General features: G+C 69.2%; 25 protein-coding genes. 19 read left to right on the top strand and 6 right to left on the bottom strand.

Translation table 11 applies throughout. The features are described 5' to 3' along the window. Positions 1 to 338, top strand: a 338-nt coding sequence (locus ACWF82_RS25340) for a sensor histidine kinase (protein ID WP_452505007.1), incomplete at its 5' end; no start/stop codon positions are given. Further along, a complete protein-coding gene (locus ACWF82_RS25335; protein WP_452505006.1) occupies positions 338 to 691 on the top strand; it encodes a UBP-type zinc finger domain-containing protein in 354 nt (117 codons plus the stop codon). The genes ACWF82_RS25340 and ACWF82_RS25335, both read left to right, overlap by 1 nt. Before the next feature lie 24 nt (positions 692 to 715). On the opposite strand, the gene ACWF82_RS25330 is transcribed toward ACWF82_RS25335, so the two are convergent. Further along, on the bottom strand, positions 716 to 1,090 hold the full coding sequence (locus ACWF82_RS25330; RefSeq protein ID WP_452505004.1) for a hypothetical protein: 375 nt from the start codon (positions 1,088 to 1,090) through the stop codon (positions 716 to 718). A gap of 173 nt (positions 1,091 to 1,263) precedes the next feature. Between ACWF82_RS25330 and ACWF82_RS25325 the strand changes: the two genes are divergently transcribed. The 9 genes from ACWF82_RS25325 (at position 1,264) to mnhG (ending at position 12,241) form a co-directional block, all read left to right on the top strand. Then, the gene (locus ACWF82_RS25325) at positions 1,264 to 3,468 is read left to right on the top strand and encodes an AAA family ATPase (RefSeq protein ID WP_452505003.1); all 2,205 of its coding nucleotides are present in this window, start codon (positions 1,264 to 1,266) and stop codon (positions 3,466 to 3,468) included. Between the two features lie 64 nt (positions 3,469 to 3,532). Continuing rightward, on the top strand, positions 3,533 to 4,822 hold the full coding sequence (locus tag ACWF82_RS25320; RefSeq protein ID WP_452505001.1) for a hypothetical protein: 1,290 nt from the start codon (positions 3,533 to 3,535) through the stop codon (positions 4,820 to 4,822). A gap of 46 nt (positions 4,823 to 4,868) precedes the next feature. Beyond that, entirely contained in the window at positions 4,869 to 6,146 is a 1,278-nt protein-coding gene (locus ACWF82_RS25315; RefSeq protein ID WP_452504999.1) for a hypothetical protein, read from the top strand. Positions 6,147 to 6,259: 113 nt separating this feature from the next. Beyond that, positions 6,260 to 9,046: a Na+/H+ antiporter subunit A gene (locus ACWF82_RS25310; protein WP_452504997.1), complete on the top strand. Its 2,787-nt coding sequence runs from the start codon at positions 6,260 to 6,262 to the stop codon at positions 9,044 to 9,046. 76 nt (positions 9,047 to 9,122) lie between these two features. Continuing rightward, a complete protein-coding gene (locus tag ACWF82_RS25305) occupies positions 9,123 to 9,506 on the top strand; it encodes a Na(+)/H(+) antiporter subunit C (RefSeq protein ID WP_452504995.1) in 384 nt (127 codons plus the stop codon). Beyond that, positions 9,503 to 11,098, top strand: coding sequence for a Na+/H+ antiporter subunit D (locus ACWF82_RS25300; protein WP_452504993.1), 1,596 nt, complete (start codon positions 9,503 to 9,505; stop codon positions 11,096 to 11,098). Before ACWF82_RS25305 ends, ACWF82_RS25300 begins: the two co-directional genes overlap by 4 nt. Further along, positions 11,095 to 11,652, top strand: coding sequence for a Na+/H+ antiporter subunit E (locus ACWF82_RS25295; protein WP_452504992.1), 558 nt, complete (start codon positions 11,095 to 11,097; stop codon positions 11,650 to 11,652). The genes ACWF82_RS25300 and ACWF82_RS25295 overlap by 4 nt, the downstream gene beginning before the upstream one ends. Continuing rightward, positions 11,649 to 11,909, top strand: coding sequence for a monovalent cation/H+ antiporter complex subunit F (locus ACWF82_RS25290; protein WP_189025197.1), 261 nt, complete (start codon positions 11,649 to 11,651; stop codon positions 11,907 to 11,909). The genes ACWF82_RS25295 and ACWF82_RS25290 overlap by 4 nt, the downstream gene beginning before the upstream one ends. Beyond that, complete coding sequence (mnhG, locus tag ACWF82_RS25285) at positions 11,906 to 12,241, top strand: monovalent cation/H(+) antiporter subunit G (RefSeq protein ID WP_452504990.1); 336 nt, start codon at positions 11,906 to 11,908, stop codon at positions 12,239 to 12,241. Before ACWF82_RS25290 ends, mnhG begins: the two co-directional genes overlap by 4 nt. On the opposite strand, the gene ACWF82_RS25280 is transcribed toward mnhG, so the two are convergent. The 5 genes from ACWF82_RS25280 to ACWF82_RS25260 all read right to left on the bottom strand — a co-directional run bounded on the left by ACWF82_RS25280 (position 12,238) and on the right by ACWF82_RS25260 (position 16,570). After that, positions 12,238 to 13,587, bottom strand: coding sequence for a DUF5933 domain-containing protein (locus tag ACWF82_RS25280; protein ID WP_452504988.1), 1,350 nt, complete (start codon positions 13,585 to 13,587; stop codon positions 12,238 to 12,240). The genes mnhG and ACWF82_RS25280 overlap by 4 nt on opposite strands. 50 nt (positions 13,588 to 13,637) lie before the next feature. Further along, the gene (locus ACWF82_RS25275) at positions 13,638 to 14,780 is read right to left on the bottom strand and encodes a glutamate--cysteine ligase (RefSeq protein WP_452504986.1); all 1,143 of its coding nucleotides are present in this window, start codon (positions 14,778 to 14,780) and stop codon (positions 13,638 to 13,640) included. A 10-nt stretch (positions 14,781 to 14,790) separates the two neighbouring features. Beyond that, positions 14,791 to 15,486 (bottom strand): superoxide dismutase[Cu-Zn], encoded by a 696-nt coding sequence (sodC, locus tag ACWF82_RS25270; protein ID WP_452504984.1) that lies wholly within the window; start codon positions 15,484 to 15,486, stop codon positions 14,791 to 14,793. A gap of 118 nt (positions 15,487 to 15,604) precedes the next feature. Then, positions 15,605 to 16,237, bottom strand: coding sequence for a LytR C-terminal domain-containing protein (locus ACWF82_RS25265; protein ID WP_452504983.1), 633 nt, complete (start codon positions 16,235 to 16,237; stop codon positions 15,605 to 15,607). A 42-nt stretch (positions 16,238 to 16,279) separates the two neighbouring features. Next, complete coding sequence (locus tag ACWF82_RS25260; RefSeq protein WP_452504981.1) at positions 16,280 to 16,570, bottom strand: DUF3263 domain-containing protein; 291 nt, start codon at positions 16,568 to 16,570, stop codon at positions 16,280 to 16,282. Positions 16,571 to 16,750: 180 nt separating this feature from the next. Here ACWF82_RS25260 and ACWF82_RS25255 point away from each other — a divergent pair, with 180 nt between their 5' ends. The 8 genes from ACWF82_RS25255 (at position 16,751) to thiC (ending at position 26,344) form a co-directional block, all read left to right on the top strand. Beyond that, entirely contained in the window at positions 16,751 to 17,341 is a 591-nt protein-coding gene (locus ACWF82_RS25255) for a peptide deformylase (protein WP_452504979.1), read from the top strand. Positions 17,342 to 17,419: 78 nt separating this feature from the next. Next, a complete protein-coding gene (locus tag ACWF82_RS25250; RefSeq protein ID WP_452504977.1) occupies positions 17,420 to 18,373 on the top strand; it encodes an N-acetylglutamate synthase, CG3035 family in 954 nt (317 codons plus the stop codon). A gap of 132 nt (positions 18,374 to 18,505) precedes the next feature. Then, complete coding sequence (locus tag ACWF82_RS25245) at positions 18,506 to 19,327, top strand: exodeoxyribonuclease III (protein WP_452504975.1); 822 nt, start codon at positions 18,506 to 18,508, stop codon at positions 19,325 to 19,327. 113 nt (positions 19,328 to 19,440) lie between these two features. Then, positions 19,441 to 20,640, top strand: coding sequence for a cupin domain-containing protein (locus ACWF82_RS25240; protein ID WP_452504973.1), 1,200 nt, complete (start codon positions 19,441 to 19,443; stop codon positions 20,638 to 20,640). After that, entirely contained in the window at positions 20,637 to 21,824 is a 1,188-nt protein-coding gene (gene fahA / locus ACWF82_RS25235; RefSeq protein WP_452504971.1) for a fumarylacetoacetase, read from the top strand. The genes ACWF82_RS25240 and fahA overlap by 4 nt, the downstream gene beginning before the upstream one ends. 84 nt (positions 21,825 to 21,908) lie before the next feature. Beyond that, positions 21,909 to 22,097 (top strand): hypothetical protein, encoded by a 189-nt coding sequence (locus ACWF82_RS25230; protein WP_452504969.1) that lies wholly within the window; start codon positions 21,909 to 21,911, stop codon positions 22,095 to 22,097. 138 nt (positions 22,098 to 22,235) lie between these two features. Further along, positions 22,236 to 24,500, top strand: coding sequence for an MMPL family transporter (locus ACWF82_RS25225; RefSeq protein WP_452504967.1), 2,265 nt, complete (start codon positions 22,236 to 22,238; stop codon positions 24,498 to 24,500). 194 nt (positions 24,501 to 24,694) lie between these two features. Beyond that, positions 24,695 to 26,344 carry a phosphomethylpyrimidine synthase ThiC gene (gene thiC, locus ACWF82_RS25220; RefSeq protein ID WP_452504965.1) on the top strand — a complete coding sequence of 550 codons (1,650 nt, stop codon included), beginning with the start codon at positions 24,695 to 24,697 and terminating at the stop codon, positions 26,342 to 26,344. The last annotated feature ends 75 nt before the right edge of the window (positions 26,345 to 26,419 follow it).

The following is a 26,419-nucleotide window of genomic DNA, read 5'->3' as shown; positions in this document are numbered from 1 at the left end:
ACCTCATCGACAACGCGGTCTACGCGATGGGCGGCACCGGCACACTGACCGTGCGCACCTACAGGGAGAACGACTGCGCCGCCGTCGAGATCGGCTACACCGGGCCCGGCATCGCGCCCGAGGTCAGGAGCCGGATCTTCGAGCCGTTCTTCACCACCAAACCGGTCGGCGACGGCACCGGGCTCGGTCTCGACATCTCGTTCCGGATCGTGGTCAACAAGCACAATGGCGATATCCGGGTCGATTCCGAACCGGGCAACACCCGTTTCACCGTCCGCCTGCCGCTCGATCCGCAGGCGGACAAGGACAGCACACCGTCGAACACAGGAGATCAGTGATGTCTGAAGAGTTCGAAGGAATCGACCCCACCGTGCCGCCGAGCGGGGCCGGGTGCGCGGAGTGCGACGCCGCGGGCGGCTGGTGGGTGCACCTGCGGCGCTGCGCCGAATGCGGGCACGTCGGCTGCTGTGACAGCTCGCCGAGTCAGCACGCGTCGAAGCATTTCGCCTCGACCGGGCACCCGTTCATGCAGAGTTACGAGCCCGGCGAGGACTGGTTCTACAACTTCACCACCAGCGAGATGTACAGCGGCGGGCCCGAGCTCGCTGCGCCGACCAGTCACCCGATCGATCAGCCCGCGCCGGGACCGGCCGACCGGGTGCCCGCGAACTGGCAGTCACTGGTCCACTGAGCAGGGAGGGCTACGCCCGCCGCGCTAGGTGGGCTTGATCCCGGCGGACTCGGCGACGGTCTTGTCGGCGTTGCCCGGCGCGAGGCAGACCAGCTTCGCGGTACCGAGCGCCACATTCGGGCTGCCCTCGAAAGGGCCGCCGGGATGGGCGGCCAGGATCTGCTCGATCGCCTGCTTCTCGCCGTCGCCGTCGAGCTCGTTGAACTGCGCGCAGGTGATGGCGGCGCCCGCGGTGGGCGCGGCCGTCGTCGCGGCGGGCTTGGTGGTGGTGGCACTCGCGCTGGAGGTCGGCGTGCCCTTGCGCAGCCCGTTCGCGTCGGTGGCGTCGTCGGAACCGCATCCGGCCACCGTCAGGCAGAGCGCCCCAGCAGCCAGGACGACGAGGGAGATTCGATTCATGCGCAGCTTTCCCCGGTGGGTCGTTGCGCCGGCACCTCCGGCGCGTCCGGTGCAGCGTACCGGCTGGTTGCGGTGGTTCGTCATGTCAGCCACTTTCGGCCCTCGACCTTGCGGTCTGCCTAACGATCCCTGATCGTCCGGGCGGAATCGCCGGAACGCGGCAGAATGGGACGGTGGCTGAACTATTGCTCACCGCCCGGCTCAACCCCTCGGCAGCCGACGCACGGCGCGGGGTGGTGCGTCTGCATCCCGAGACGCTCACCGCGCTCGGCCTGCGCGAATGGGACGGCATCGCGCTGACCGGCGCGCGCCGGACCGCGGCGGTGGTGGCGAAGGCGCCGGCGGGCACCCCGCCGGGGGTGGCGCTGCTCGACGACGTGACGCTGTCGAATGTGGGGCTGCGGGAGAACGCGGCGGTCACCGTCGCGCCGGTGACGGTCTACGGCGCCAAGCAGATCTCGCTGAGCGGGTCGGCGCACGCGACGGCCAGTATTCCGGCGACCACCTTGCGGCAGGCGCTGCTCGGCAAGGTGGTGACGGTCGGCGACACGGTGTCGCTGCTGCCGCGCGATCTCGGGCCCGACATCAGTTCGGCGGCGGCCACGCAGGCGCTCTCGCGCGCGTTCGGCATCGCCTGGACCACCGAACTGCTCACCGTCACCGCGATCGAGCCGATGCCGGGACCGGTGAGCGTGCAACCCAATTCCGCCGTCGGCTGGGGTCGCGGCACGGCCGCGATCATGCACGCGATGGAGCGCGACTCCGACGCCGATCAGAACGGGATCCCGGCGGATATGGTGTCGGTGAGCTCGGGGAGCGCGCCGATCCAGGTCGAGGATCTGGCGGGGGTGCAGGGGCAGGCGGCCAAGCTGGCCGAGTGGCTGAGCCTGGCGCTCGACGAACCCGAACTGCTGAAGACACTCGGCGCACCCGCTCATCTCGGCGTGCTGGTCACCGGCCCGGCCGGGGTCGGCAAGGCGACGCTGGCCAGGGCGGTCGCGGCGCCGCGCCGCCTCGTCGAGCTCGACGGGCCGAGTGTCGGCGCGATGGAGAGCGGCACCCGGTTGCGCGAGGTCGCCGAGGCCGTCGGCGACGTCGCCGCCGGGCGGGGCGGCATCCTGCTCGTCACCGATATCGACGCGCTGCTGCCCGCCGACGCCGAACCGGTCGCCACCCTCATCCTCGACCAGTTGCGGGCCGCGATGCGCGCCCCGTGCGTCGCCCTGCTGGCTACGACCGCCCATCCCGCACAGGTGGATTCGCGGCTGCGCGCACCGGATCTGTGCGATCGCGAACTGGCGCTGCCGCTACCGACCGCGGTGGTGCGGCGCGCGCTGCTGGAGCAGCTGTTGCGCAAGGTGCCTTCCGGTGCGCTCGACTACGACATGATCGCTTCGCGGACACCGGGTTTCGTGGTCGCGGACCTGGCGGCGCTGTGCCGGGAAGCGGCCGTCAGGGCGGCGGGGCGGGCCAGCAGGGACCAGGCCGAGCCGGAGCTCACCCAGGACGACCTGGTCGGCGCGCTGGATGTCATCCGGCCGCTGTCGCGTTCGGGGACAGAGGAATTGGCGATCGGCTCGCTCAATCTCGACGACGTCGGTGACATGGTGGAGACCAAGCAGGCCCTCACCGAGGCGGTGCTGTGGCCGCTGCGCCACCCCGATTCGTTCGCCCGGCTCGGCATCGACCCGCCGCGCGGGGTGCTGCTCTACGGCCCGCCCGGCTGCGGCAAGACGTTCCTGGTGCGCGCGCTGGCCGGGACCGGTCAGCTGAGCGTGCACGTCGTGAAGGGCGCGGAGCTGATGGACAAGTGGGTCGGCTCCTCCGAGCGCGCTGTCCGCGAATTGTTCCAGCGCGCCCGCGATTCCGCGCCCTCGCTGATCTTCCTCGACGAAGTCGACGCGCTCGCCGCGCGCCGTGGCCAGAGCAGCGACTCCGGTGTCTCGGACCGGGTGGTCGCCGCGCTGCTCACCGAACTCGACGGCGTCGAACCGCTGCGTGACGTGGTGGTCGTCGCCGCGACGAACCGGCCCGAGCTGATCGACCCGGCGCTGCTGCGTCCCGGCAGGCTGGACCGGCTGGTGTTCGTGCCGCCGCCGGACGCGGCCGCCCGGTTCGACATCCTGCGCACCGCGGGCCGGTCGGTGCCGCTGGCAGACGATGTCGACCTGTCCGCCCTGGCCGCCGACCTCGACGGCTACTCCGCCGCCGATTGCGCCGCCCTGCTGCGCGAGGCCGCGCTGTCGGCCCTGCGCCGCGATATGGCGGCCGCCGACGTCACGGCCGCCGATGTGGCCGCCGCGCGCGACACGGTCCGGCCCTCGCTGGATCCCGATCAGGTCGAGTCGTTGCGCCGGTACGCCGAGAGCCGGGCTTGACGCCAACCCAGCGTCATCGACGACGTCGCAGCTAGAAGGGTGTTTCGGCGAGTATCGTCAAGCTGTGGCCTCGTTCGGGGACGGTGTGGATGCGGTCTCGGCGTTCGCGGGCGCCGCGATCGCGGGAATCGCACTGTTCGTGCCGGTCACCTCCCGCTCCAGCTCGGTGATCGATACCCCTTATCAGATGGCCAGCTGGGCTAACAGCATTCCCCGCGCGACGACCCTCGGACTACTCGTCGCCGTCGTCGTGGCCGTGCTGATCCGGCCGGGACTCGACTGGCTCGTCGCCGCCTGTGCCGCCGCGGCGCTCGGGCTCAACTATTTTGTCGGCCACACCATGGACTCGGCCGAGGTGCTCACCACCCAGAACTATGTGAACGCGCTGTTCGGCGGCGTGATCTTCGGCGCCCTGTGCCTCTGTTCGCTGCAGATGCGATGGGCCGCAGTCGGTTTCGCACTCGGCTCGGTGGCGGTGTTCGTGTACGGCGAAGTGATCGCGTTGGTCACCGAGTACATGCTGACGACGACGGACCGGGTCGTGCACAGCCCGTCGTGGCTCATCATCGCCGCTGTCGTGCTGCTCGCCGTGAACTCCGTCCGGCACCGGGACACCATCAAGCCGCCCGCCGCGCCGCCGCTCACCGCCGAACTGCCGATGGTCCCGATCGTGTCCGCGACGGTCCTCGCGCTGTCGGTGCTGCTGGCCACCGAATGGCTCCAGCGTGAGCTCGTCGAGGGCCATCGGGGCTTCTGGCCCATCGCGCTCGCGGTGGCGGTCACAGTTGTCGCCGCGTTCGTCGCGGCCACCATGCTGCCCGGCCGCGACGGGACGGCTGTCCTGGTCGCCGTCAGCCTGGCCGCCGCGGGCGACTCGGTCATCGATGGCCCGAGCCTGGGCTGGCGGATCGTGCTCGTGCTCGGCGCGGCGGCCGTCGGCATCCTGGCCGGCATGCGCTGGGCCTCGCCGTGGGCCGTCCTGTGCGGCGCCGCCACGATCTGCGTGTTCGTCACGTTCTCCGAACGCCTGCCGTTGACCTTCGTCTGGACGGTCGGCACGCTGGTTCTGGCCGTGGTCGCCGGGTACGCGTTCGGCTCGATCCGGGTCGGCTACGGGCCGAGCGCCGTGCTCGGACTCGGCGCGGTGTACCTGCCGTCGATCCTGTGGTCGATTCCCACCGATCTGCGGAACTGGCCGACCGGCGCGGATCCGATGCCCGAAGCCACGGCAGGCCGGACCGCGCTGGCCATCACGATCGGTGCCGCGGCCGCGCTGCTGCTGCTGTACCGGATCCGAGCCGACGCCCGCGGCCACGACATAGCCGAATCCGGCGGCGGGCGCGCCGCCCGCTGATCGCGATATCCCAGGTGAGCGGGGTGCGCGCCGGTATCGTCGAACGGTGCCCAAGATCGGGGATGGTCTGGACGCGGTCACCGCCTTCGCCGGGTCCGCGGCGGCCGGAATGTCGCTGTTCCTGCCGTTCACCTTCGGGTCGGGCGCCGAGGACAATTCGCCCTATCACGTCACCAGCCTGATCAACAGCGTGCCGCGCGCTGCGGCGCTCGGGCTCATCGTGGCGGTCGTCGTCGCCGTGCTGGCCAGGCCGATCAACCGGCCCGGCCTGATCTGGCTCACCGCGACGGCCGGGGCGGCGGCGCTGGCGGTCAACTACTTCGTCGGGCGGACGATGGTCTCGGCCGACGTACTGACCACCCAGAACTACATCGACTCGCTGTGCGGCGGCGCGCTGTTCGGCGCGCTGGGAATCTGCGCGTGGCGGATGCGCTGGCCCGCGACCGGTTTCGCGCTCGGTGTGGTGGTGGTGTTCGTCTACGGCGAGGTCGTCGCCGTGTTCACCTCGAACTCCGCGGCGACGGCGGACAAGTCGGTTGGCACCCCGGCCTGGCTGATCTGCGCCGCGGTCGTACTGCTCGCGGTGAACACCGTGCGCCATCGGCACGGCATCATGCTGCCCGCCGTGCCGCGCCTCGCCGCCGACCTGCCGATCAGCCCGATCGTGGCCGCCACCGTGCTGTCGTTGTCGCTGCTGGTCGCCACCGAATGGCTCGGCCGCGAGTTCGACGGTCGCCGCGGGAACTTCTGGCAGATCGTCATCGCCGTGGCGATCACCATCGTGGCCGCGTTCGCCACGGCGACCCTGCTGCCCGGCCGCGACGGCGCCGGTGTCCTGGTCGCGGTCAGCGTTGCCGCGGCGGCCGACGCGCTCGGTGACGGCTCCGATCTCGGCTGGCATCTCGTGCTCGTCCTTGTGGTCGGCACGGCCGCCGTCCTGGCAGGTCTGCGCTGGGGGACATCGTGGGGTGTCCTGCTCGGCGGCGCCGTGATCTGCGTGTTCGCCTCGGTGGCACAACGGTTCCCGTGGTCGTACACCTGGACAGCCGGGACCGTCCTGCTGACCTGCGTCGCCGGTTTCGCGGTCGGCTCGATCCGGGTCAGCTACCTGCCGAGTGCCGTGCTCGGACTCGGCGCGCTGTACCTGCCGTCGATCCTGTGGTCCATTCCCACCGGGGAACGGCAGTGGCCGACCAGCACGACCGTCGCCGACGAGAGCACGCCGGCCAGGGTCGCGCTCGCCATCATCATCGGCGCCGCGGCGGGCTTGGCCCTGCTGTACCGGATCCGTCCCGCCGCTTCGGGAGAAGCGGCCGTGCCATAGCCGAGCCCCACCCGACATGACCGACGCGACATCCGCGGTACCGGCGCACATCCCGGCATCGCCCGTAGGATCGGAGCGAGCTACTCGACCGCTACCGACCCGACGGAGGAGAGTTGCTCGCCGTACTGCTCGTCCACGCGCTGGCCGCACTGGTGGCACCGCTGTGCGTACGAGTGCTGGGCCGCAACGCTTTCTACCCGCTGGCCCTCGTCCCGCTCGGCAGCCTCGGCTGGGTGATCGCGCACTGGGGAACGACCGTGCGCACGCATACCCAATGGGCGCCGCAGATCTCGATGGACATCGACCTGCGCTTCGACTCGCTCGCCGCGGTGATGTGTGTGCTCGTGCTCGGCATCGGCGCGCTGATCCTGGCCTACTGTGGCCGCTATTTCGAGCGCGACGAAGCCAGGCTCGGCGTATTCGCCGCCGAGCTCATCGGTTTCGCCGGCGCCATGTTCGGGCTGGTCACCAGCGACAACATGCTGCTGCTCTACGTGTTCTGGGAAATCACGACGGTGCTGTCGTTCCTGCTCGTCGGGCATTACGCCGAACGCGCGGTCAGCCGGAGGGCGGCGATCCAGGCGCTGCTGGTGACCGGTGCGGGTGGGCTCGCGATGCTGGTCGGGATCGTCATCCTCGGGACGCGCTACGGCAGCTTCCTGCTCTCCGATCTGCTCGCGACCACACCACCCGCCGGGACCGCGGTCTCGGTGGGAATCGTGCTCGTCTTGATCGGCGCGATCAGTAAATCGGCGATCGTGCCGCTGCACTTCTGGCTCCCCGGCGCGATGGCGGCGCCGACCCCGGTGAGCGCCTATCTGCATGCCGCCGCGATGGTGAAGGCCGGCGTCTATCTGGTGGCCCGGCTCGCGCCCGCGTTCGCGCAGACGGCACCGTGGCATGTGCTGCTCCTGCCGCTCGGCATCGCCACGATGTTGCTGGCGGGCTGGCGGGCGATCCAGGTGCACGATCTGAAGCTGGTGCTGGCGTTCGGCACCGTCAGCCAGCTTGGTCTGCTGATCACGATGACGGCGATCGGCACGCCGGACGCGGCGCTGGCCGCCATCACGCTGCTGGTGGCGCACGCCCTGTTCAAGGCGAGCCTGTTCATGGTGGTCGGCATCATCGACCACGGCGCGGGCACACGGGATCTGCGCCGGTTGTCCGGGCTCGGCAGGCGGGCGCCGTGGCTGTGCGCGGTCGCGGTGATCGCGGCCTGCAGCATGGCGGGGCTGCCGCCGCTGCTCGGATTCGTCGGCAAGGAGTCGGCGCTGAGCGCGCTGTGGTCGACCGAGGTGCTGAGCACGCCGGCGAGGGTGGCACTGCTGGCCGGCGTCGCCGTCGGGTCGGCGTTCACGGTGGCCTACAGCATTCGATTCGTGTGGGGCGCTTTCGGTGACACCGCGAATCCCGACCGCGTGGTGACCTGGCACGCGCCGGGGCCGCTGCTACTCGGGCCGCCCGCGGTACTCGCGGTGGCCGGGCTCGCGGGCGGTCTCGACACCCCGGCCGTCGACCGCTGGCTGAGTCCCTACGCCACGTCACTGCCCGGCGTCCTGGACACCCACCTCGCGCTGTGGCACGACTTCACCGGGCCGCTCGTGCTGACGGTGCTGATCGTCGCGGCCGGTCTCGCGCTGTTCCTGATCCGCGGCCGGATCGGCGAACCGGCGCACCCACGACTTGGCAATGCCGACCGCAACTACGACGCGGCCCTGCGCGCGATGGACCGGCTCTCGCTGCGCATCACCGGCACCGTGCAGTCCGGTTCGCTGCCGGCGAGCCAGGCCGCCATTCTCGGCACCCTGATCGTGTTGCCGACGATCCTGCTCGCCCTCGGCACCCGCACCGGAGTCGAACTGCGCCTGTGGGATTCGCCGTTGCAGGCGGCGATCGGGGCGATCATGATCGCGATGGCGCTGGCGGCGACGGTGCTGCGCAACCGTTTGGCCAGCGTGCTCGTCGTCGGGGTCACCGGTTACGGCTGCGGCGTCATCTTCGCCCTGCACGGCGCACCCGATCTGGCGCTGACCCAATTCCTGGTCGAGACACTGACTTTGGTGATCTTCGTGCTGGTGCTGCGCGCGTTTCCCGCCGAGATCGCCGAAGACCAGGCCACGGCGTTCAAGGTCAGGCGGGCGCTGCTGGCGATCGGCGTCGGGGTCACCGTCGCGGTGCTGGCCGCCTTCGCCACCGCGGCCCGGCGCAGCGAACCGATCTGGCAGGCCATTCCCGACGCGGCCTACCGGATCGGCGGTGGCAAGAACGCGGTCAATGTGCTGCTGGTCGACATCCGCGCCTGGGACACCCTCGGCGAGATCTCGGTGCTCGTCGTCGCCGCGACCGGCGTCGCCTCGCTGGTGTTCCGCAGCCGCCGCTTCGGCAGCGCGCCGCGCGCCGCCGACTCACCCCACTACGACCCCGACGCGGTGAGCTGGCTGCCCGCGGCCCGGCTGGTCGACCGGCGCGAACGCTCGATGGTCCTGCAGATCACCACCCGCCTGATCTTCCCCACCATCATGGTGCTGTCGGTGTACTTCTTCTTCTCCGGCCACAACGCCCCCGGCGGCGGCTTCGCGGGCGGCCTGATCGCCGGGCTCGCGCTGACCCTGCGCTATCTGGCGGGCGGCCGCTACGAACTCGGCGAGGCGCTGCCGGTGGACGCCGGGCACCTGCTCGGCGCCGGTCTCACCCTGGCCGCGGGCACCGCGACCGCGTCGCTGCTGCTCGGCGCGCCACCGCTGTCCTCGGCGATCGTCGAGGTGACGCTGCCGGTCCTCGGCCACATCAAACTGGTCACCGCGCTGTTCTTCGACCTCGGCGTCTACCTGGTCGTGGTCGGGCTGGCACTCGACGTGCTGCGCAGCCTCGGCGCCCGCCTGGACAAGGAACTCGTATGAGCGAGCGCAGCGAGCGGCGGATCAACACAGCCGCCTTGGCGGTCATGCCGGAGCCGAGCGACAGCGAGGTGGAGGCATGAGCGCCAACCTCATTCTGCTGATCACCATCGGCGCGCTCACCGCGTGCGGTGTCTACCTGCTGCTCGAGCGGATCGTGTCGAAGATGCTGCTCGGCATGATCCTGCTCGGGAACGCGGTGAACCTGCTGATCCTCACCATGGGCGGCCCGGACGGGAAACCGCCGGTCCTCGGCAGCACCGACACCGCGCACGACGGCATGGCCGACCCGCTGGCCCAGGCGATGGTGCTCACCGCGATCGTGATCACGATGGGCCTGGCCGCCTTCGTGCTCGCGCTGGCCTACCGCTCCTACATGCTGACCACCTCCGAGGACGTGCGCAACGACCCCGAGGACGCCCAGATCGCCGCCCGGCGGGAACAGGAGGATCCCGAACAGTGACCCTGTCCCCGGATCTGCTGCCCACCATCGCCGCACTGCCCGTGCTGATCCCGCTGCTCGGCGCCGCGGCGACGCTGGTGTTCGGCCGCCGCCCCCGGCTGCAGGCGATGATCTCGCTGAGCGCGCTGTCGTGCGTGCTGGTGGTCAGCGCGCTGCTGCTGTACCTGGCCGACCGCGACGGCACCACCGCCGTGCAGGTGGGCGGCTGGCCGACCCCGATCGGCATCACCCTGGTCGTCGACCGGCTCTCGGCGGCGATGCTGCTTGTGTCGGCGTTCGTGCTGCTGGTGGTGTCGATCTACGGTGCGGGGCAGAACATCTCCGACGGCGACGAGCACCAGCCGACCTCGATCTACCGGCCCACCTATCTGGTGCTGACCGCGGGGGTGTCGACCGCGTTCCTCGCCGGTGACCTGTTCAACCTGTTCGTCGGCTTCGAGGTTCTGCTCGCGGCCTCGTTCGTGCTGCTCACCGTCGGCGCCACCGAGGCACGCATCCGCACCGGCATCGCGTATGTGATGGTGTCGATGGTGTCGTCGCTGATCTTCCTGATCGGCATCGGCATCACCTACGGCGCCACGGGGACACTGAATCTCGCGCAGCTGGCCGTGCGGCTGGACGCGACGCCCAACGGTGTGCGCACCGCCTGCTACGCGGTGCTGCTGGTGGCGTTCGGGATCAAGGCGGCGGTGTTCCCGCTGTCGAGCTGGCTGCCCGACTCCTACCCCACCGCCCCGGCGCCGGTGACCGCCGTCTTCGCCGGTCTGCTCACCAAAGTCGGTGTGTACGCGATCATCCGCACCGACACCCTGTGGTTCCCCGACGGCGCGTTCGACGACATCCTGCTCGTCTGCGGACTGGTGACGATGCTGGTCGGCATCCTCGGCGCGATCGCGCAGACCGACATCCGGCGACTGCTCTCGTTCACCCTGGTCAGCCACATCGGCTACATGGTCTTCGGTATCGGGCTGGCCACCACGGCGGGCCTGACCGGCGCGGTCTTCTACGTCGCCCACCACATCCTGGTGCAGACCGCGCTGTTCCTCGCCGTCGGCCTCATCGAACGCCAGGCCGGCTCGGTGTCGCTGCGCCGGCTCGGCGGGCTGGCCACCGCGAGTCCGCTGCTGGCCGTTCTCTTCCTGGTGCCCGCGCTGAATCTCGGTGGTATTCCACCGTTCTCGGGGTTCATCGGCAAGGTCGCCCTGCTGGAGGCGGGCGCCGCCGACGGCAGCGCGCTGGCCTGGGTGCTCGTCGCGGGCTCGGTCGTCACGAGCCTGCTGACCCTGTACGCGGTGGCCAGGGTGTGGAGCAAAGCCTTCTGGCGGCCACGCGAGGAGGCGCCCGAGGGTCATCTCACGGCAGCGAAACCACCTACCCTGGTGGAGGATTCGACCTCTGTGCAGTACGAGGACCGCACCGACCCCGGCCGGATGCCGGTGCTCATGGTGCTCGCGACCACCGGCCTCATCACCGCCGGACTCGCGCTGACCGTGCTCGCCGGTCCGATTCTCGGCATCGCCGAACGCGCGGCCACCGACCTGAACGACCCGTCGGTCTACATCGACTCGGTGCTCGGACCGGAGGCGCGATGAACGCCCTCGGAATGTTGATCAACCGCGACAACGTACTGCGGGTCGGCGTGCTCGCATGGTTGACCTGGGTGTGGGTCGCGCTGTGGGGTGATCTCAGCGCGGCCAATGTCGTCGCCGGTTTCGTGGTCGCGCTGATCGTCGTCTTCGCGCTGCCGCTGCCGCTCGTACCGGTGACCGGGCGATTCCACCCGCTGTCGTTCCTCGAACTGATCGTGGTGAGCGTCTATTACGCGCTCGAATCGAGTCTGCAAGTGGCGTGGTTCGCGATCCGGCCCGCCGGACCACCCGTGTCCGGCGTGCTGCGGGTGCACCTGGGCATCCAGTCCGATCTTGTCCTGGTGATCGCGACCGACCTGCTCAACCTGATCCCCGGCACCATGGTGCTCGAGCTGGACCGGGCCCGGTGTGTGGTCTATGTCCACGTGCTCGACGTGGGCAGTGAGAAGTCGGTGGTGAAGTTCTACAGCACCACACGGCGATTGGAGCATCTGCTGATCAACGCCTTCGAACGGCCGAGCGAACGCAGGCGCCTCGATCCGGAGGAGCGCCCGTGACCGTCGTCGCCATCATCGCCGGCATCCTGCTCACCGCGGCGGCGGTGATCACCAGCTACCGCGTGCTGGCAGGCCCGAGCACCCTCGACCGAGTCGTCGGGATCGACTCGCTGATGGCCATCGCCGCCGCCGGACTCGCGGTCTGGGCCGCCTACAGCAACGACACCACGGTGATCCCGGCGATCGTCGCGCTGGCCCTGGTCGGATTCCTCGGCTCGGCTGCGGTGTCGCGCTTCCGTGTCAGGGACGACCGATGACGGCCTGGGAATGGGTCTCGGCCGTGCTGATCCTCACCGGCTGCGCGCTCGCGTTCACCGCGGCCATCGGCATCGTGCGGTTCCCCGACACCCTCACCCGCATGCACGCCGCGACCAAGCCCCAGGTGGTCGGCTTGGTCCTGGTCCTCGTCGGCACCGGGATCGACATCAGGAACGACGTCAATGTGTGGATGCTGGTGCTGACCGGCCTGTTCACGATCATCACCGCGCCGGTCATCGCCCACCTCATCGGCCGCACCGCCTACCGCGAACAGCGCCACCGCGACGGCCTGTTGCGGATCAACGAGCTGGGCAACGCCGCCGACGACTAACCGGCCACCCGCACCGGCTCCATCGCGGGCCGGGGCGCCGTGGCGAACCAGGTGGCGTGGAACGCGGCGGCGACCGCGGCCAGCAACCCGATGACGATCGCGCCGGCGAGCACCGGGTACTCCGCCATCGGCACCGCCAGGTACCGGTAGGACAGCAGCAGCCCAGCGAACACGGCCGCACCGAGGCCGACCATCCGCACCCGGAACGCACCCCAGCCACGTTCGGGCGCCCGCAACACCGACTCGACGGTCAGGCACAGCACCGCGCCCGCCACCAGGTCGACGCCGTAGTGGTACCCGAATCCGAGCGTCGCGGTCACGGTCGCGGCCAGCCAGAACGCACCACCCCAGCGCAGCCAGGCGGGCGCGCGTGACCCGTCGACATCGCGACGGGTGTGGATGAACAGCGACAGCGCCCACGCGGTGTGCATCGACGGCATGCAGTTGCGCGGGGTGAACGCGTCGAACGGCAGCGCCGCCGGACTGCGGTCGATCGGCGGCAGCGCCGTCGGCCAGAAATTGCCGACCTGGAAACCGTGCCCGTCGGCGCCGAACGCGAACATCGGCCCGACGACGGGAAACAGCACATAGAAGAGCGGCCCGACCAGCCCGAGCACCAGGAACGTCCGGACCAGATAGTGCGACGGCCATTCCCCGGTCGGGACGACCTTGCGCAACTGCCACACCGCGACGACGATCGCCGCCACCGGCAGCTCGATGTACACCCAGTGCAGCACCGCGTACACCTCGGGCCCGAGCACCTCCAGCACCCGGCCGAGGACCCACGACGGATCACCGAGCGCGTGATCGGCGAGCAGGAGGTATTCGTCGAGTACCGCGGGCCGCACCGCCGAGGTGACGTGCAACCACACGTCACCGACCTTGGTGGCGAGCACGAGCAGCGCGCCCAGCGCCGCCGCCTTCAACGCGTCCGTGCGTTCCCGGCCGCTCCAGCGCACCGCCGCGACGATCGCGAGCACGGTCAAGACGATCGTCGGCCCGTTGCCGACCGTGAACGGCTTACCGTCGAGCAGCCGCAGCGCGGCGCACACCGCGTCGATCCCGATCGCCGCGAACGCCGCGAACACCCGCCTGCGCGCGTTGACCCCGACCAGCGCGAGCACCAGCCCGGCCCACGGCACCGACATCGACTTCGGTGTGCCGATGTAGTCACGGGCCAGACTCGCCAGCGGTCCGTCGAAACCGTTGACGAACGCGGCGATCTGCAATCCGATGAGCAGCGCCAGCACCGACAACACCCCGACGACGGCGAGTGTGCGTGGCTCACGGAGACGGTTCCCGAGGGCGGCACCCCCCGCAGCGCCGCGCGGATGTTCGACAAGCATCCCGACATCGTAAACGGCGGGTAAACGCCACCTCGCCGCGAAGCTGAACGCTACTGATCCAGCTCGCGCACCAGCGAATCCACGACCGCGACAAGATCACCCTGCGATTGCGCGGCGACGCGACGTTGCCGCTGGTAGGAGGCACCGTGGCGAGGAATATCGGCAACGGCGGCCAGCTCGTCGGCGCAACCGAGCCGCTTCGCGGTCGGCTCCAGTTTGTTCAGCAGATCCATCAGATCGTCTGTGATCAAACGCTCATTACTGGCGTCGTCGACGATCACGATGGCGTCGAGCCCGTAACGCGCGGCCCGCCACTTGTTCTCCTGCACATGCCACGGCGGCAGCGTCGGCAGCTCCTCGCCCGCGTCGAGCCTGCGCTCCAGATCGACTACCAGGCAGTGGATCAGCGCGGCCACCGAGGCCAGCTCGGCCCGGCTGGACAGCCCGTCGCAGACCCGGATCTCGATCGTGCCCCACTTGGGCGCGGGCCGGATGTCCCAGTGCATGCCGCCGAGCTGTTCGAACACACCGGTTTTGAGCTGGTCGTGCACGAAACTCTCGAACTGCGGCCAGTTGTCGAACTGGAACGGCAGACCGGCGGTCGGCAGCTGCTGGAACATCAGCGCGCGATTGCTGGCGTAACCGGTGTCGTCGCCGGACCACATCGGCGAGGACGCCGAGAGCGCGAGCAGATGCGGATACGACAGCAGCAGCGAGTTCAGGATCGGAAAGACCTTGTCCCGGTGCGAGACTCCCACGTGCACGTGCACGCCCCAGATCAGCATCTGGCGGCCCCACCACTGGGTGCGCTCGATCAGCTCGTCGTAATGCGGTGAGCGGGTGAGCTGCTGGGCCGACCACTGCGCGAACGGATGGGTGCCCGCGCAGAACAGGTCGACACCGAGCGGATCGGCCGCGCGGCGCACCGCGTCCATGGTGCCGCGCAGATCGTCGACCGCGCCGCCGACCGTATCGTGCACGCCGGTCACCAATTCGACCGTGTTGCGCAGCAATTCCTTGGTGACCTGCGGCGTGCCGTCGTAGGCCCGCAGATCGCCGACGGCGTCGAACACCGCGGAGGCGGTGTTGGACAGATCACGCGTCACCTTGTCGACGAGCGCGATCTCCCACTCGATGCCGATGGTCGGCCGGGGCGAACCAGGGAACGGTACCGACTGGATTGCCCCGGCCATGTGCGTCTCGCTAACCGACCACGCCGCAGGCGACCCGGGTTCCAGCGTCACCCGTGGACAGCGTGGTCTCGTCGGGACCGGTGCCACCCTCGCGGGAGTACCGGGTCGGGATGTTGCCGAAGTTGTCGGCGCCGGAGTGCACGATCAGGGCCTTGCCCTTGACGTTGTCCAGGGTGACCGTGTCGGTCCGGGTGACCAGCTTCGCGGTGCCGTCGGCGTTGACCTGCAGCGAGGTCAGATCGCCACTGGCCGGGTGCGCGTTGGCCGCGCCGACCTGGAGATGACCGCCCGCGGAGGCGAAGTCGCCCTCACAGGTGCCGTTCTGGTGGAAGTGCAGGCCGTGGAAGCCGGGGGTCAGGCCCTGCGCCTCGACGGTGACGACCAGGTGGCTGCCCTCGGCGACGATGGTCGCGGTGCCGACATTCGCGCCGGAGCTGTTCTTCAGGTCGGCCTTCAGTCCACCGGCGGCCGGGGCGCCATGATCTCCGCCGCCGTGGCCGTCGGTGGTGGTCGGGGCGGCGTGGCCGCCGCCGTGCGCATCGCCGGTACCCGCGGGCGCGGGCGAGCTGGTCCACACCGGCGGCGTGGTCCCCTTGACGTCACTCGACTCCTGGCTGTTGGTGCAAGCAGCGAGACCGAACACGGCAACCGCCAGCACCGGGGTCACAATGCGCCAAGACGGGCGACGAGTTGTCGACGTGGCCATCAGGGAACTCCTTTACGAGTACCGAGTTTAACGAGTAAAGCTGGGTGGACAGGGCTGTACCGCTCAAGATGATGCCACAGCGCGGGCACAGCCCCCGGCACCGCGTGCCGTGCCTCGTTCAGCGACCGGTCAGCACGACCACGACGCCCGGCGAGGTGTCACCGGACTTCGGCGCGACCGTTCCGCCGATGTCCGTGGCGATCTCGGCGGCCGCGGCCTTGTCACCCGCGCCGCTGCCGTAGAACACCGTCGTGGTGGTCAGGTTCTCGCCGTTGTAGTTGCCGGTGCTGACATTGCTCCAGCCCGCCGAGGTCAGTTCGCTCGCGGTGCGGGCGGCCAAGCCGGCGACCAGGCTGTTGTTCAGCACCCGGACGGGCACACTCTGATCGACGGTGGCCCCGGGCGCGGCGGGTGCCGTGGTGGTGGGCGCCGTGGTGGTCGGCGCCGTTGTGGTCGGTGCCGTTGTGGTCGGTGCCGTTGTGGTCGGTGCCGTTGTGGTCGTCGGCGCGACAGCCGTCGTGGTCGGGGCGGCGGCCGCGCTGGTGGTCGTCGCGGCGGCCGTGGTCGCGGGCGCCTGCGCGACCACGCTGGAGGTCGTCGTCTCGGTCTGCTCGGCCGAATCGGATGCCTCGGCACCGGAGTTCGACAACGACATCGCACCCAGACCGGCGAAGACGATGGCCAGCGCGATCAACACCATCGCCAGCGCGCGCAGCGGTGGGCCGCCGGGGGTGGGATTAGGGTTGCTCACCCGCGCAACCCTAGTCGCAACGACGCCGTTGTGGCCCTCATGTCAGACCTGGAAACCTAGTCGGCGCGCTGCACGCGCTTTCTGCCTGCTCGCCCGCAGCCTGCGCAGGCGCTTGACCAGCATCGGGTCGGCAGCCAGCGCTTCTTCCTTGTCGACGACAGCGTTGAGCACCTGGTAGTACCTGGTCGCCGACATGGAGAACAGTTCGCGGATCGCGTCTTCCTTGGCGCCCGCGTATTTCCACCATTTGCGTTCGAAATCGAGGATGTCGAGCTCACGGCGACTCAGACCACTGCCTTCGTCGATGATGTTGCGAGCCGCTGCGCCGTCCATCTTGCTCCCTCGCCGAGTATCACGAGATGAAAATGACGCTTGCACGTCGCGGATCATTCAACCATGTAGCGGCCGGATCGTCCGAGCGATGTCCCGGCGTGTTGACTACAGGCCAGTAGGGTGGCGCAAGCCACAGGGGTCGCCGCTCGCCGAGGCGCGCGAACGGCGATAATGGCGGCCATGGCAATTCTCCCGATCGTGATCGTCGGTGACCCCGTCCTCCACAACCCCACCGCACCGGTGACGGAGACGCCGGCCGAGCTGGCCGACCTGATCGCGGACATGTACGACACCCTGGAGGAATCCAAGGGTGTCGGCCTGGCGGCCAACCAGGTCGGCGTCGGCAAGCGGCTGTTCGTCTACGACTGCCCCGACTTCGACGCGGCGGGCCAGCAGATCCGCCGCAAGGGCGTGGTGGTCAACCCGGTGCTGGAGACCTCCGCGATCCCGGAGACCATGCCCGATCCCGACGACGACGAAGAGGGCTGCCTGTCCGTGCCGGGCGAGCAGTTCCCGACCGGTCGCGCCGACTGGGCCAGGGTCACCGGTACCGACGAGAAGGGCGAGCCGGTCGACATCGAGGGCTCCGGCTTCTTCGCCAGGATGCTCCAGCACGAGGTGGGCCACCTCGACGGTTTCCTCTACGTCGACGTGCTGATCGGCCGCAACGCCCGCGCGGCGAAGAAGGCCATCAAGCGCAACGGCTGGGGCACACCGGGTCTGAGCTGGATCCCCGGCACGGTGCCCGACCCGTTCGGTCATGACGACTGAATCATGGCGGCTGGCGCCGCGAGTTCGCACTCCTTCGTCGCACCCTCTGGTCAGTCCAGATCGAGGCGGCCGAGAACTATGATTCCCCTCGGCCGCCGCGTCGTGATGCGGTACCAGCTGCCGGAGGGTTATCCACAGCCGCTCACCGACGTGATCGGCGAACTGGTGTCGCTGGATCCGCCGTCGGTACGCACCGCCGAGGGCGAGCTGGTCTCGGTCGCGGCCGACCGGGTCGTCGCGCTGAAAGCGCTGGGGCCGAGGCCGATTCGCACCAAGGAGATCCGGTCGCTGGAGACCGCAGCGGCCGCAGCGTGGCCGGGCCACAGTCACCTGTGGATCGACGGCTGGCTCGTCCGGGCAGGCAACGGCTACACGGGGCGCGCGAATTCGGCTGTGCCGCTCGGTGAATCCGGCGTGCCGGCGGTGCTGTCGATCGACACCATGCACCGGATCGCGGACTGGTACACCGCCAACGGGCTGCCCCTGCTGCTGCAGCTGCCCGATCGGCTCGCCCCGGTCCCGCCGGGCTGGAACACCTGGAGCGAGACCGTTGTCCTCGGTCTCGACATCGCGAATTTCGTGTTGCCGCAAGGCCCGTCGATGGTCCGGATCGCCACCGAACCCGACGACGGCTGGCTGGCGGTGCACCGCTACCGCGGCGAGATCCCGCTCGATCCCGCGGTGCGCGCACCGGACCCGACCGTGCTCACCTCGGTCCTTGACGGCACGCTCGGCTTCGCCTCGCTCGGCATGCCGGAGCCGCTGGCCATCGGCCGCGGCGCGGTGACAACCGCACCCGACGGCAGGCGCTGGGTCGGTCTGACCTGCGTCGCCGTCGCGACCGCGCACCGCCGCAACGGACTCGCCGCGCTGCTGTGCGCCGAACTGATCCGCTGGGGCGCCGAACACGGTGCCACCCACGCTTACGTGCAGGTCGAAATGGGTAATTCTGCCGGACTCGCGCTCTACCGCGAGCTCGGTTTCCTCGAACACCACAGCTACCGCTACGCCGCGCCGCCCAGCGCCACGTAGTTCGAGGCCCGCCCTCGATTCTGGACTGACCGGAGGGTGCGACGAAGGAGTGCCCGTAGGGAGGGAAGAATCGAGGTCACAGGGCCTCGAACCGCGGCGCCAGCCGCCAAAAACTCCGAAAGGAACGCGACAGTGCGTCTCGCCACCTGGAACGTCAACTCGGTCCGCTCCCGCGTCGATCGGGTCACCGCCTTCCTCGACCGCCATGACATCGATGTGCTGGCGATCCAGGAAACCAAGTGCCGCGACGACCAGTTCCCCTACGAGCAGTTCGACGCGGCGGGCTACGAGGTCGCCCACGTCGGGCTCAACCAGTGGAACGGTGTCGCCATCGTGTCCAGGGTCGGCCTGACCGATGTCGAGGTCGCGTTCCCGCACCAGCCCGGTTTCGACAAGAACGCGGGCGACTCGCTGATCGAGTCGCCGGTGGTCGAGGCAAGGGCGATCGGCGCGACCTGCGGCGGAGTGCGGGTGTGGAGCCTGTACGTGCCCAACGGCCGCGCGCTCGCCGACCCGCATTACGCCTACAAACTGAACTGGCTGTCGACCTTGCGTGAGCAGGCGACCGGCTGGCTGGCCGACGATCCGGCGGCGAAGATCGCCCTGGTCGGCGACTGGAATATCGCGCCGACCGACGACGACGTGTGGTCGCCGGAGTTCTTCGAAGGCAAGACCCACACCTCGGGGCCAGAGCGCGCCGCGTTCCAGAGCATGCTCGACACCGGCTTCCGCGATGTGATGCGCCCGTTCGCGCCGGGACCCGGCGTCTACACCTACTGGGACTACACCCAGCTGCGTTTCCCCCGCAAGGAGGGCATGCGCATCGATTTCATCCTCGCCTCCCCCGCCCTCGCCGACACGGTCGAGGACGCCTCTGTCGACCGGGACGAGCGCAAGGGCAAGGGCGCCAGCGACCACGCCCCGGTCATCGCGGAGTTCTGCGCCCCTGCCTAGCGAGTACATGGGTAACTCACCGGGTACGGGCTAAGCTGAATACTGCCTACCGGCGGCCGCGTCGCCACCGGTAACGCTCCTAAGTCTGGCCAGAGGCTCGGAGAGGCGGACCAGTGTTTTATCGGCAGCTCGGCGCTGTTCCACCGAAGCGGCATACGCAGCATCGGGACGAGCGCGGCAACCTCTATTACGAGGAGCTGATGGGCGAGGAGGGCTTCTCCGGTGACTCCTCGCTCCTCTACCACCGCGGCCTACCGCCCGCGATCGTCGACGCGACCGTGTGGGAACTGCCCGACCAATCGCTGACGCCGAATCATCCACTGCGCCATCGCCACCTGCGCCTTCCCGATCTCTTCCCCGGCGATACGCCCGCCGAGACCGACCCCGTGACCGGCCGCAGGCTGCTGCTCGGCAATGCCGATGTGCGGATCTCGTATGTGGTCGCCAAGGGCGCGTCCCCGCTGTACCGCAATGCCATCGGCGATGAGCTGGTGTACGTGGAATCCGGTGCGGCCGTGGTGGAGAGCGTGTTCGGGGTGGTGCCGGTCAAGCAAGGCGATCAGGTGATCATGCCGCGCGCGACCACCCATCGCTGGCTGCCGACGGGCGAGGAACCGTTGCGCGCGTATGTGATCGAGGCGTCGAGCCACATCACGCCGCCCAAGCGCTATCTCTCGAAATTCGGTCAGCTGCTGGAGAATTCGCCGTACTGCGAGCGGGACCTGCACGGCCCGTCCGAACCCCTGCTCGCCGAGGGGTCCGAGGTGGAGGTGCTGGTCAAGCACCGGCCCGGCGCGGAAGTGGTCGGCACCAGGATGACCTATGCCACACACCCGTTCGATGTGGTCGGCTGGGACGGCTGCCTGTACCCGTACACCTTCGATATCGCCGACTTCGAACCGATCACCGGCCGGGTGCATCAGCCGCCGCCGGTGCATCAGGCATTCGAGGGCATCAACTTCGTCGTGTGCAATTTCGTGCCGCGCAAGGTGGACTACCACCCGCTGTCGATTCCGGTGCCGTACTACCACTCGAATGTGGATTCCGACGAGATCATGTTCTATTGCGGCGGAAACTACGCGGCGCGCAAAGGTTCCGGGATCACCCAGGGTTCGGTGTCGGTGCATCCCGGCGGGTACGCGCACGGCCCGCAGCCGGGCGCCTACGAGCGCAGCATCGGCGCGGAGTTCTTCGACGAACTGGCGGTGATGGTCGATACCTTCCGGCCGCTGCAACTCGGGGAGGGCGCGCTGGCCTGCGAGGATCCCGCGTATGCCTGGACCTGGTCCGGGCGAGGGCCGGGGCTGCGATGAGCGCCCGGCTGCTGCGCGTCGACGTCCACCCGGACTCGCTGTTCGGGCCGGAGAACATGCCGTACGGGGTCTTCGCGCCGCCGGATGGCGAGTTCCGAGTTGGGGTCAGACTGGGCAACACCGTGCTGGATCTGGTTGTGCTGCTCGGTGATCCGATCTTCGCTCGACCGGACCTGAATGCCTTCCTCGCCGCCGGGCCTGCTCGCTGGCGTACGGTGCGTGACCGCCTGCGCGAGCTCGCCGAGACCGAACTGCCGGTCGACGCGCTGCATCCCGTCGACGCGGTGGACCTGGCGCTGCCGGTACGGATCGGCGACTACGTCGACTTCTACGCCAGCATCGACCACGCCACGAACCTGGGCAGGCTGTTCCGCCCGGATAGTGAACCGCTGCTGCCTAATTGGCGGCATCTCCCTGTGGGATACCACGGCCGAGCGGGAACGGTCATCGTGTCGGGGACGCCGGTGATCCGCCCACAGGGACAGCGCCGCACCGATTCGGGGGCACCGGATTTCGGGCCTTCGCAACGCCTCGATATCGAGGCCGAGCTGGGTTTCGTGGTCGGCACCGGCTCGCCGCTCGGTGTTCCGGTGGGTGTCGACGAGTTCGCCGAGCATGTCTTCGGCGTCGCCCTGGTCAACGACTGGTCGGCCCGCGACATCCAGGCCTGGGAGTACCAGCCACTCGGCCCGTTCCTCGGCAAGTCGTTCAGCACCTCGATCTCCGCGTGGATCACCCCGCTCGCCGCGCTGGCCGAGGCCCGGATTCCCCTGCCAGCGCAGTCGCCGGAACCACTTCCCTACCTGCGCGGCACCGACAACTACGGCCTCGACATCGACCTGGCCGTCAGCTGGAACGACGAAATCGTTGCGCACCCGCCCTATTCGCGCATGTACTGGTCCCCCGCGCAGATGCTCGCCCACCTCACCGCCAACGGCGCCTCCATCCGCCCCGGCGATCTCTACGCCTCCGGCACCATCTCCGGTCCCGAACCCGACCAGCGCGGTTCATTCATCGAACTGTCTTGGGGCGGAACGCAACCCGTCACCGTTGGCGGCGAATCCCGTACCTTCCTGGCCGACGGCGACGAGGTGACGATCACAGCCACCGCCCCCGGCACGGCCGGCCGCCGCATCGGCCTCGGCCAGGTCAGCGGACGAATCCTGCCCGCCCGCAACACTTGATGCCACCGGAACTCGGGTCTGCCGCGGCCACCGTACACATCGATACCGTGACCGCGTCAGAACATCGCATCCGGAGGTACATCCATGAAATCCACCATCGCCGCCATGGCAGGTTTTGCCGTCATCAGCCTCGTCCAGCTGCCGATGGCGGCGCCGGCCGCAGCCGATTGCCCACCGTATCCGCCGACCTGCGCGCCGAGCTCCTCCGAGCGGGCGGAGCACATCATCGCCAATTTGCTTGGCGGCCTGACAAGCGGATCGGCTACGCAGTAGAGCGGTAGCCGGACCACCCGGCAACCACCCAAGGGCGGAGATGATAGTGGTTGATCCTCCACCTTGGGGTGGTATCGAGCAGAATTCATTGCGGGCTACGGTGACTTTCGACGATCCCTAGCAGAGAGCCCCCCGACGATGTTGACGAAAATCGCCCGCGCCGCCGTGGGCCGACCACGACTGGTGGTCGCGGTCGCCCTGTTGCTGATGATCCTGTGTGGCGCGATCGGCGCCACCGTCCACTCACATATGAAATCGGGCGGATTCGTCACCGAGGATCTCGATTCGGTGCAGGCGAGCCAGTACCTGAGCGAGCACTTCCCCGGCTCCGAGCCGAACTACGTCCTGCTCGTAACGGCCGAGGACGGCGCTGATTCGCCCGCGGCGCGCGCCGCCGCCGATACCGCGATCGCCCAGCTGCAAAAAGATCCCGAGATCGTCAGCGGCGTGCAGTCGTACTGGACCTCGCGCCCCGATCTGAAGCAGGCCCTGCGCAGCAAGGACGGCAAGCGGGCGCTCATCCTGGCCACCATCGAGGGCGACGACGCCGAGCTGCCGCTGCGCGCGGGCAAGCTCAGCGAGGAAGTACAGGTCGCGGGCGGGCCGGTGACGATCGAGGCGGGCGGACCCGCCGCGTCGTTCTCCGATATCAACACCCAGATCAGCAAGGATCTGGTGATCGCCGAGGCCGTCGCCATCCCGGTGACCGGTCTGCTGCTGGCGCTGGTGTTCGGCAGTGTCGTCGCCGCGGCGCTGCCCATCGCGATCGGCCTGTTCGCCATCGCGGCCGCGCTCGGCATCCTGCGGGTGCTCACCGCGGTCACCGATGTGTCGATCTTCGCGCTGAACATGACCACCGCGCTCGGCCTCGCGCTGGCGATCGACTACAGCCTGTTCATCGTCAGCCGGTATCGCGAGGAACTGACCGCGGGCGCCACCCCCACCGACGCGGTGATCCGGTCGATCCGCACCGCGGGCCGGACGGTGGTCTACTCGGCGCTGGTCGTCGCGCTGTCGCTGTCGGCGCTGCTGGTGTTCCCGCAGTACTTCTTCAAGTCGTTCGCCTACGCGGGCATCGCGGTCGTCGCGGCCGCCACCGCCGCGGCCGTGATCGTGCTGCCCGCGCTGCTCATCCTGGTCGGCAACCGGATCGATGCGATCGACCTGCGCGCACCGCTGCGCAAGCTGTTCCGGCTGGCGCCGCGCGCGGAGAAGCAGCCGCGGCAGACGTTCTGGTACCGCCTGGTCACGGCCGTGATGAAGCGTCCGCTGCCGATCGCGCTGGCCACCACCGCGTTCCTGCTGCTGCTCGGCTCGCCGTTCCTCGGCGTCCAGTTCGGCTACCCCGACGACCGCTCGCTGCCAACCGGGGTGGCCAGTCGCGAGGTCGGTGACGTGCTGCGCACCGAGTTCGACGCCGACATGGCGTCGAGCGCGACCATCGTGCTGCCCGAGTTCCGTGGCACCCCCGCCGACCTGGACGCCTACGCCCGCGAGCTGTCCACGGTGCCCGATGTGCCCGCCGTCCTCAGCAGCTCCGCCGTCTATCGCAACGGGTTGCGGGTGGCCGCCGGCGTGCCGGAGATGTCGGACCCGTCGGCGGGCGCGTACCTGTCGGTCGCGACCACGCTCGACCCGTACTCCGACGCGGGCCGCACCCAGCTCGACGCGGTGCGTGCCGTCCCCGCTCCGTCCGAGGCGCTGGTCACCGGCCCGGCCGCCCTCAACCAGGACTCGGTCACCGCGATCACCGGCAAGCTGCCGCTGGCGGGCGCGCTGATCGCGATCACCACGCTGGTGCTGCTGTTCCTGTTCACCGGCAGTGTGGTGCTGCCGGTGAAGGCGCTGGCGCTGAACATCCTGTCGCTGGCCGCGACGTTCGGCGCGATGGTGTGGATCTTCCAGGAGGGGAACCTGTCGGGACTGCTCGGCTTCACCTCCACCGGCACGCTCAACCTGGCCATGCCCATCCTCATGTTCAGCCTGGCCTTCGGCGCCTCGATGGACTACGAGGTGTTCCTGCTCTCCCGGATCCGCGAGGAGTGGCTGGCCGGGCCCAAGACCACCGAGGGCAATACCGAGGCTGTCGCCATGGGCGTGGCCCGCACCGGCCGCATCTTCACCGCCGCCGCGCTGCTGATGAGCATCGTGTTCCTCGGCGTGGCGACCTCCGGCGTGTCGATGATGAAGCTGTTCGGCCTCGGCTGCGCGCTGGCCGTGATCAGCGACGCCACCGTCATCCGCGGGCTGCTCGCGCCCGCGCTGATGCGGATGATGGGCACCTGGAACTGGTGGTCGCCCAAGCCACTGGTCAAGCTGCACAACAGGTTCGGGCTGCACGAGGCGGACGAGCCGGAGCCCGGCGAGGCCGAGCGGCCGGTACCCGCACCGGTCTCGGTCTGAGCTGTTCGCGGCCCGTCGGCGGAGTTCCCGGGCGGGTCGCGAACCACGGCGGGTATCGTCGGCCCGGAAAATTTCACACGCCAACGGGGGCTCGCACCAGCGGGCTGAGAGGACGGCTAGCCCATTCGAAGGGCGCTCAGGGCCGTCGACCGTATGAACCTGACCGGGTAATGCCGGCGTAGGGAGGAAACACCATGGGCACAGCCACGCCTTCGAACGGGAGCACCGCTCCGGTCGACACCGTCACCACCGGGCCGATCCAGGGCAGCGTCAAGCACTACCAAGAGGTCGACGGCCTGCGCATTCCGGTGCGCCGGATCAACCTCACCAACGGCGATCACTTCGACGTCTTCGACACCTCCGGCCCGTACACCGACGACAACGCGGTGATCGACCTCGAGGCCGGTCTGCCGAAGCTGCGTGACGAGTGGGACAAGCCCGCCGTCGACGGCCCGCCCACCCAGCTCGCCTGGGCGCGCCAGGGCGTCATCACCTCGGAAATGCGCTTCATCGCCGCGCGTGAGGGCGTCTCGCCGGAGCTGGTGCGTGACGAGGTCGCCGCCGGTCGAGCGGTGATCCCGGCCAACCACAAGCACCCGGAGCTGGAGCCGACCATCATCGGCAAGAAGTTCCTGGTCAAGATCAACGCGAACATCGGCAACTCGGCGGTGTCGTCGTCGATCGCCGAAGAGGTCGAGAAGATGGTGTGGGCCTCGCGCTGGGGCGCCGACACCATCATGGATCTGTCGACCGGCAAGAACATCCACGAGACCCGCGAGTGGATCCTGCGCAACTCCCCCGTCCCGATCGGCACCGTGCCGATCTACCAGGCGCTGGAGAAGGTGAACGGTGATCCCACCAAGCTCACCTGGGAGATGTACCGCGACACCGTGATCGAGCAGTGCGAGCAGGGTGTGGACTACATGACCGTGCACGCGGGCGTGCTGCTGCGCTACATCCCGCTGACCGCCAAGCGCGTCACCGGCATCGTCTCGCGCGGTGGTTCGATCATGGCCGCGTGGTGTCTGGCCCATCACCAGGAATCGTTCCTGTACACGCACTTCCGTGAGCTCTGCGAGATCCTCGCCAAGTACGACGTCACCTTCTCCCTCGGTGACGGCCTGCGTCCCGGCTCGATCGCCGACGCCAACGACGAGGCCCAGTTCGCCGAACTGCGTACCCTCGGCGAGCTCACCAAGATCGCGAAATCCTATGGCGTGCAGGTGATGATCGAGGGCCCCGGTCACGTGCCGATGCACAAGATCGTCGAGAACGTTCGCCTGGAAGAAGAGCTCTGCGAAGAGGCGCCCTTCTACACACTCGGCCCCCTGGCCACCGATATCGCGCCAGCCTACGACCACATCACCTCGGCGATCGGCGCCGCGATCATCGCCCAGGCCGGCACCGCGATGCTCTGCTACGTCACCCCCAAGGAACACCTGGGCCTGCCCAACCGCGACGACGTCAAGGTCGGTGTGATCACCTACAAGATCGCCGCCCACGCCGCCGACCTCGCCAAGGGCCACCCGCACGCCCAGGACCGCGACAACGAATTGTCCAAGGCCCGTTTCGAATTCCGCTGGCACGACCAGTTCGCGCTCTCGCTCGACCCGGACACCGCCCGCGAATACCACGACGAGACCCTGCCCGCCGAGCCCGCCAAGACCGCCCACTTCTGCTCCATGTGCGGTCCCAAGTTCTGCTCCATGCGGATCTCCGCCGACGTGCGCGAATACGCCGAGAAGCAGGGCCTCACCGACGTCGCCGCCATCGAAGCCGGCATGGCCGAGAAGTCGGCCGAGTTCACCGACCACGGCAGCCAGGTGTACCTGCCGGTCGTCTGACGACTCCGTTTCTCCGGGACCGGCACGGCTCCGCCGCGCCGGTCCCGGCTGTTTCCGGGGCTAGCATTGTCCCGA

The sequence above is a fragment of the Nocardia sp. NPDC055053 genome (genome assembly GCF_053608285.1).
This window is presented reverse-complemented; position numbering and strand designations above follow the sequence as displayed.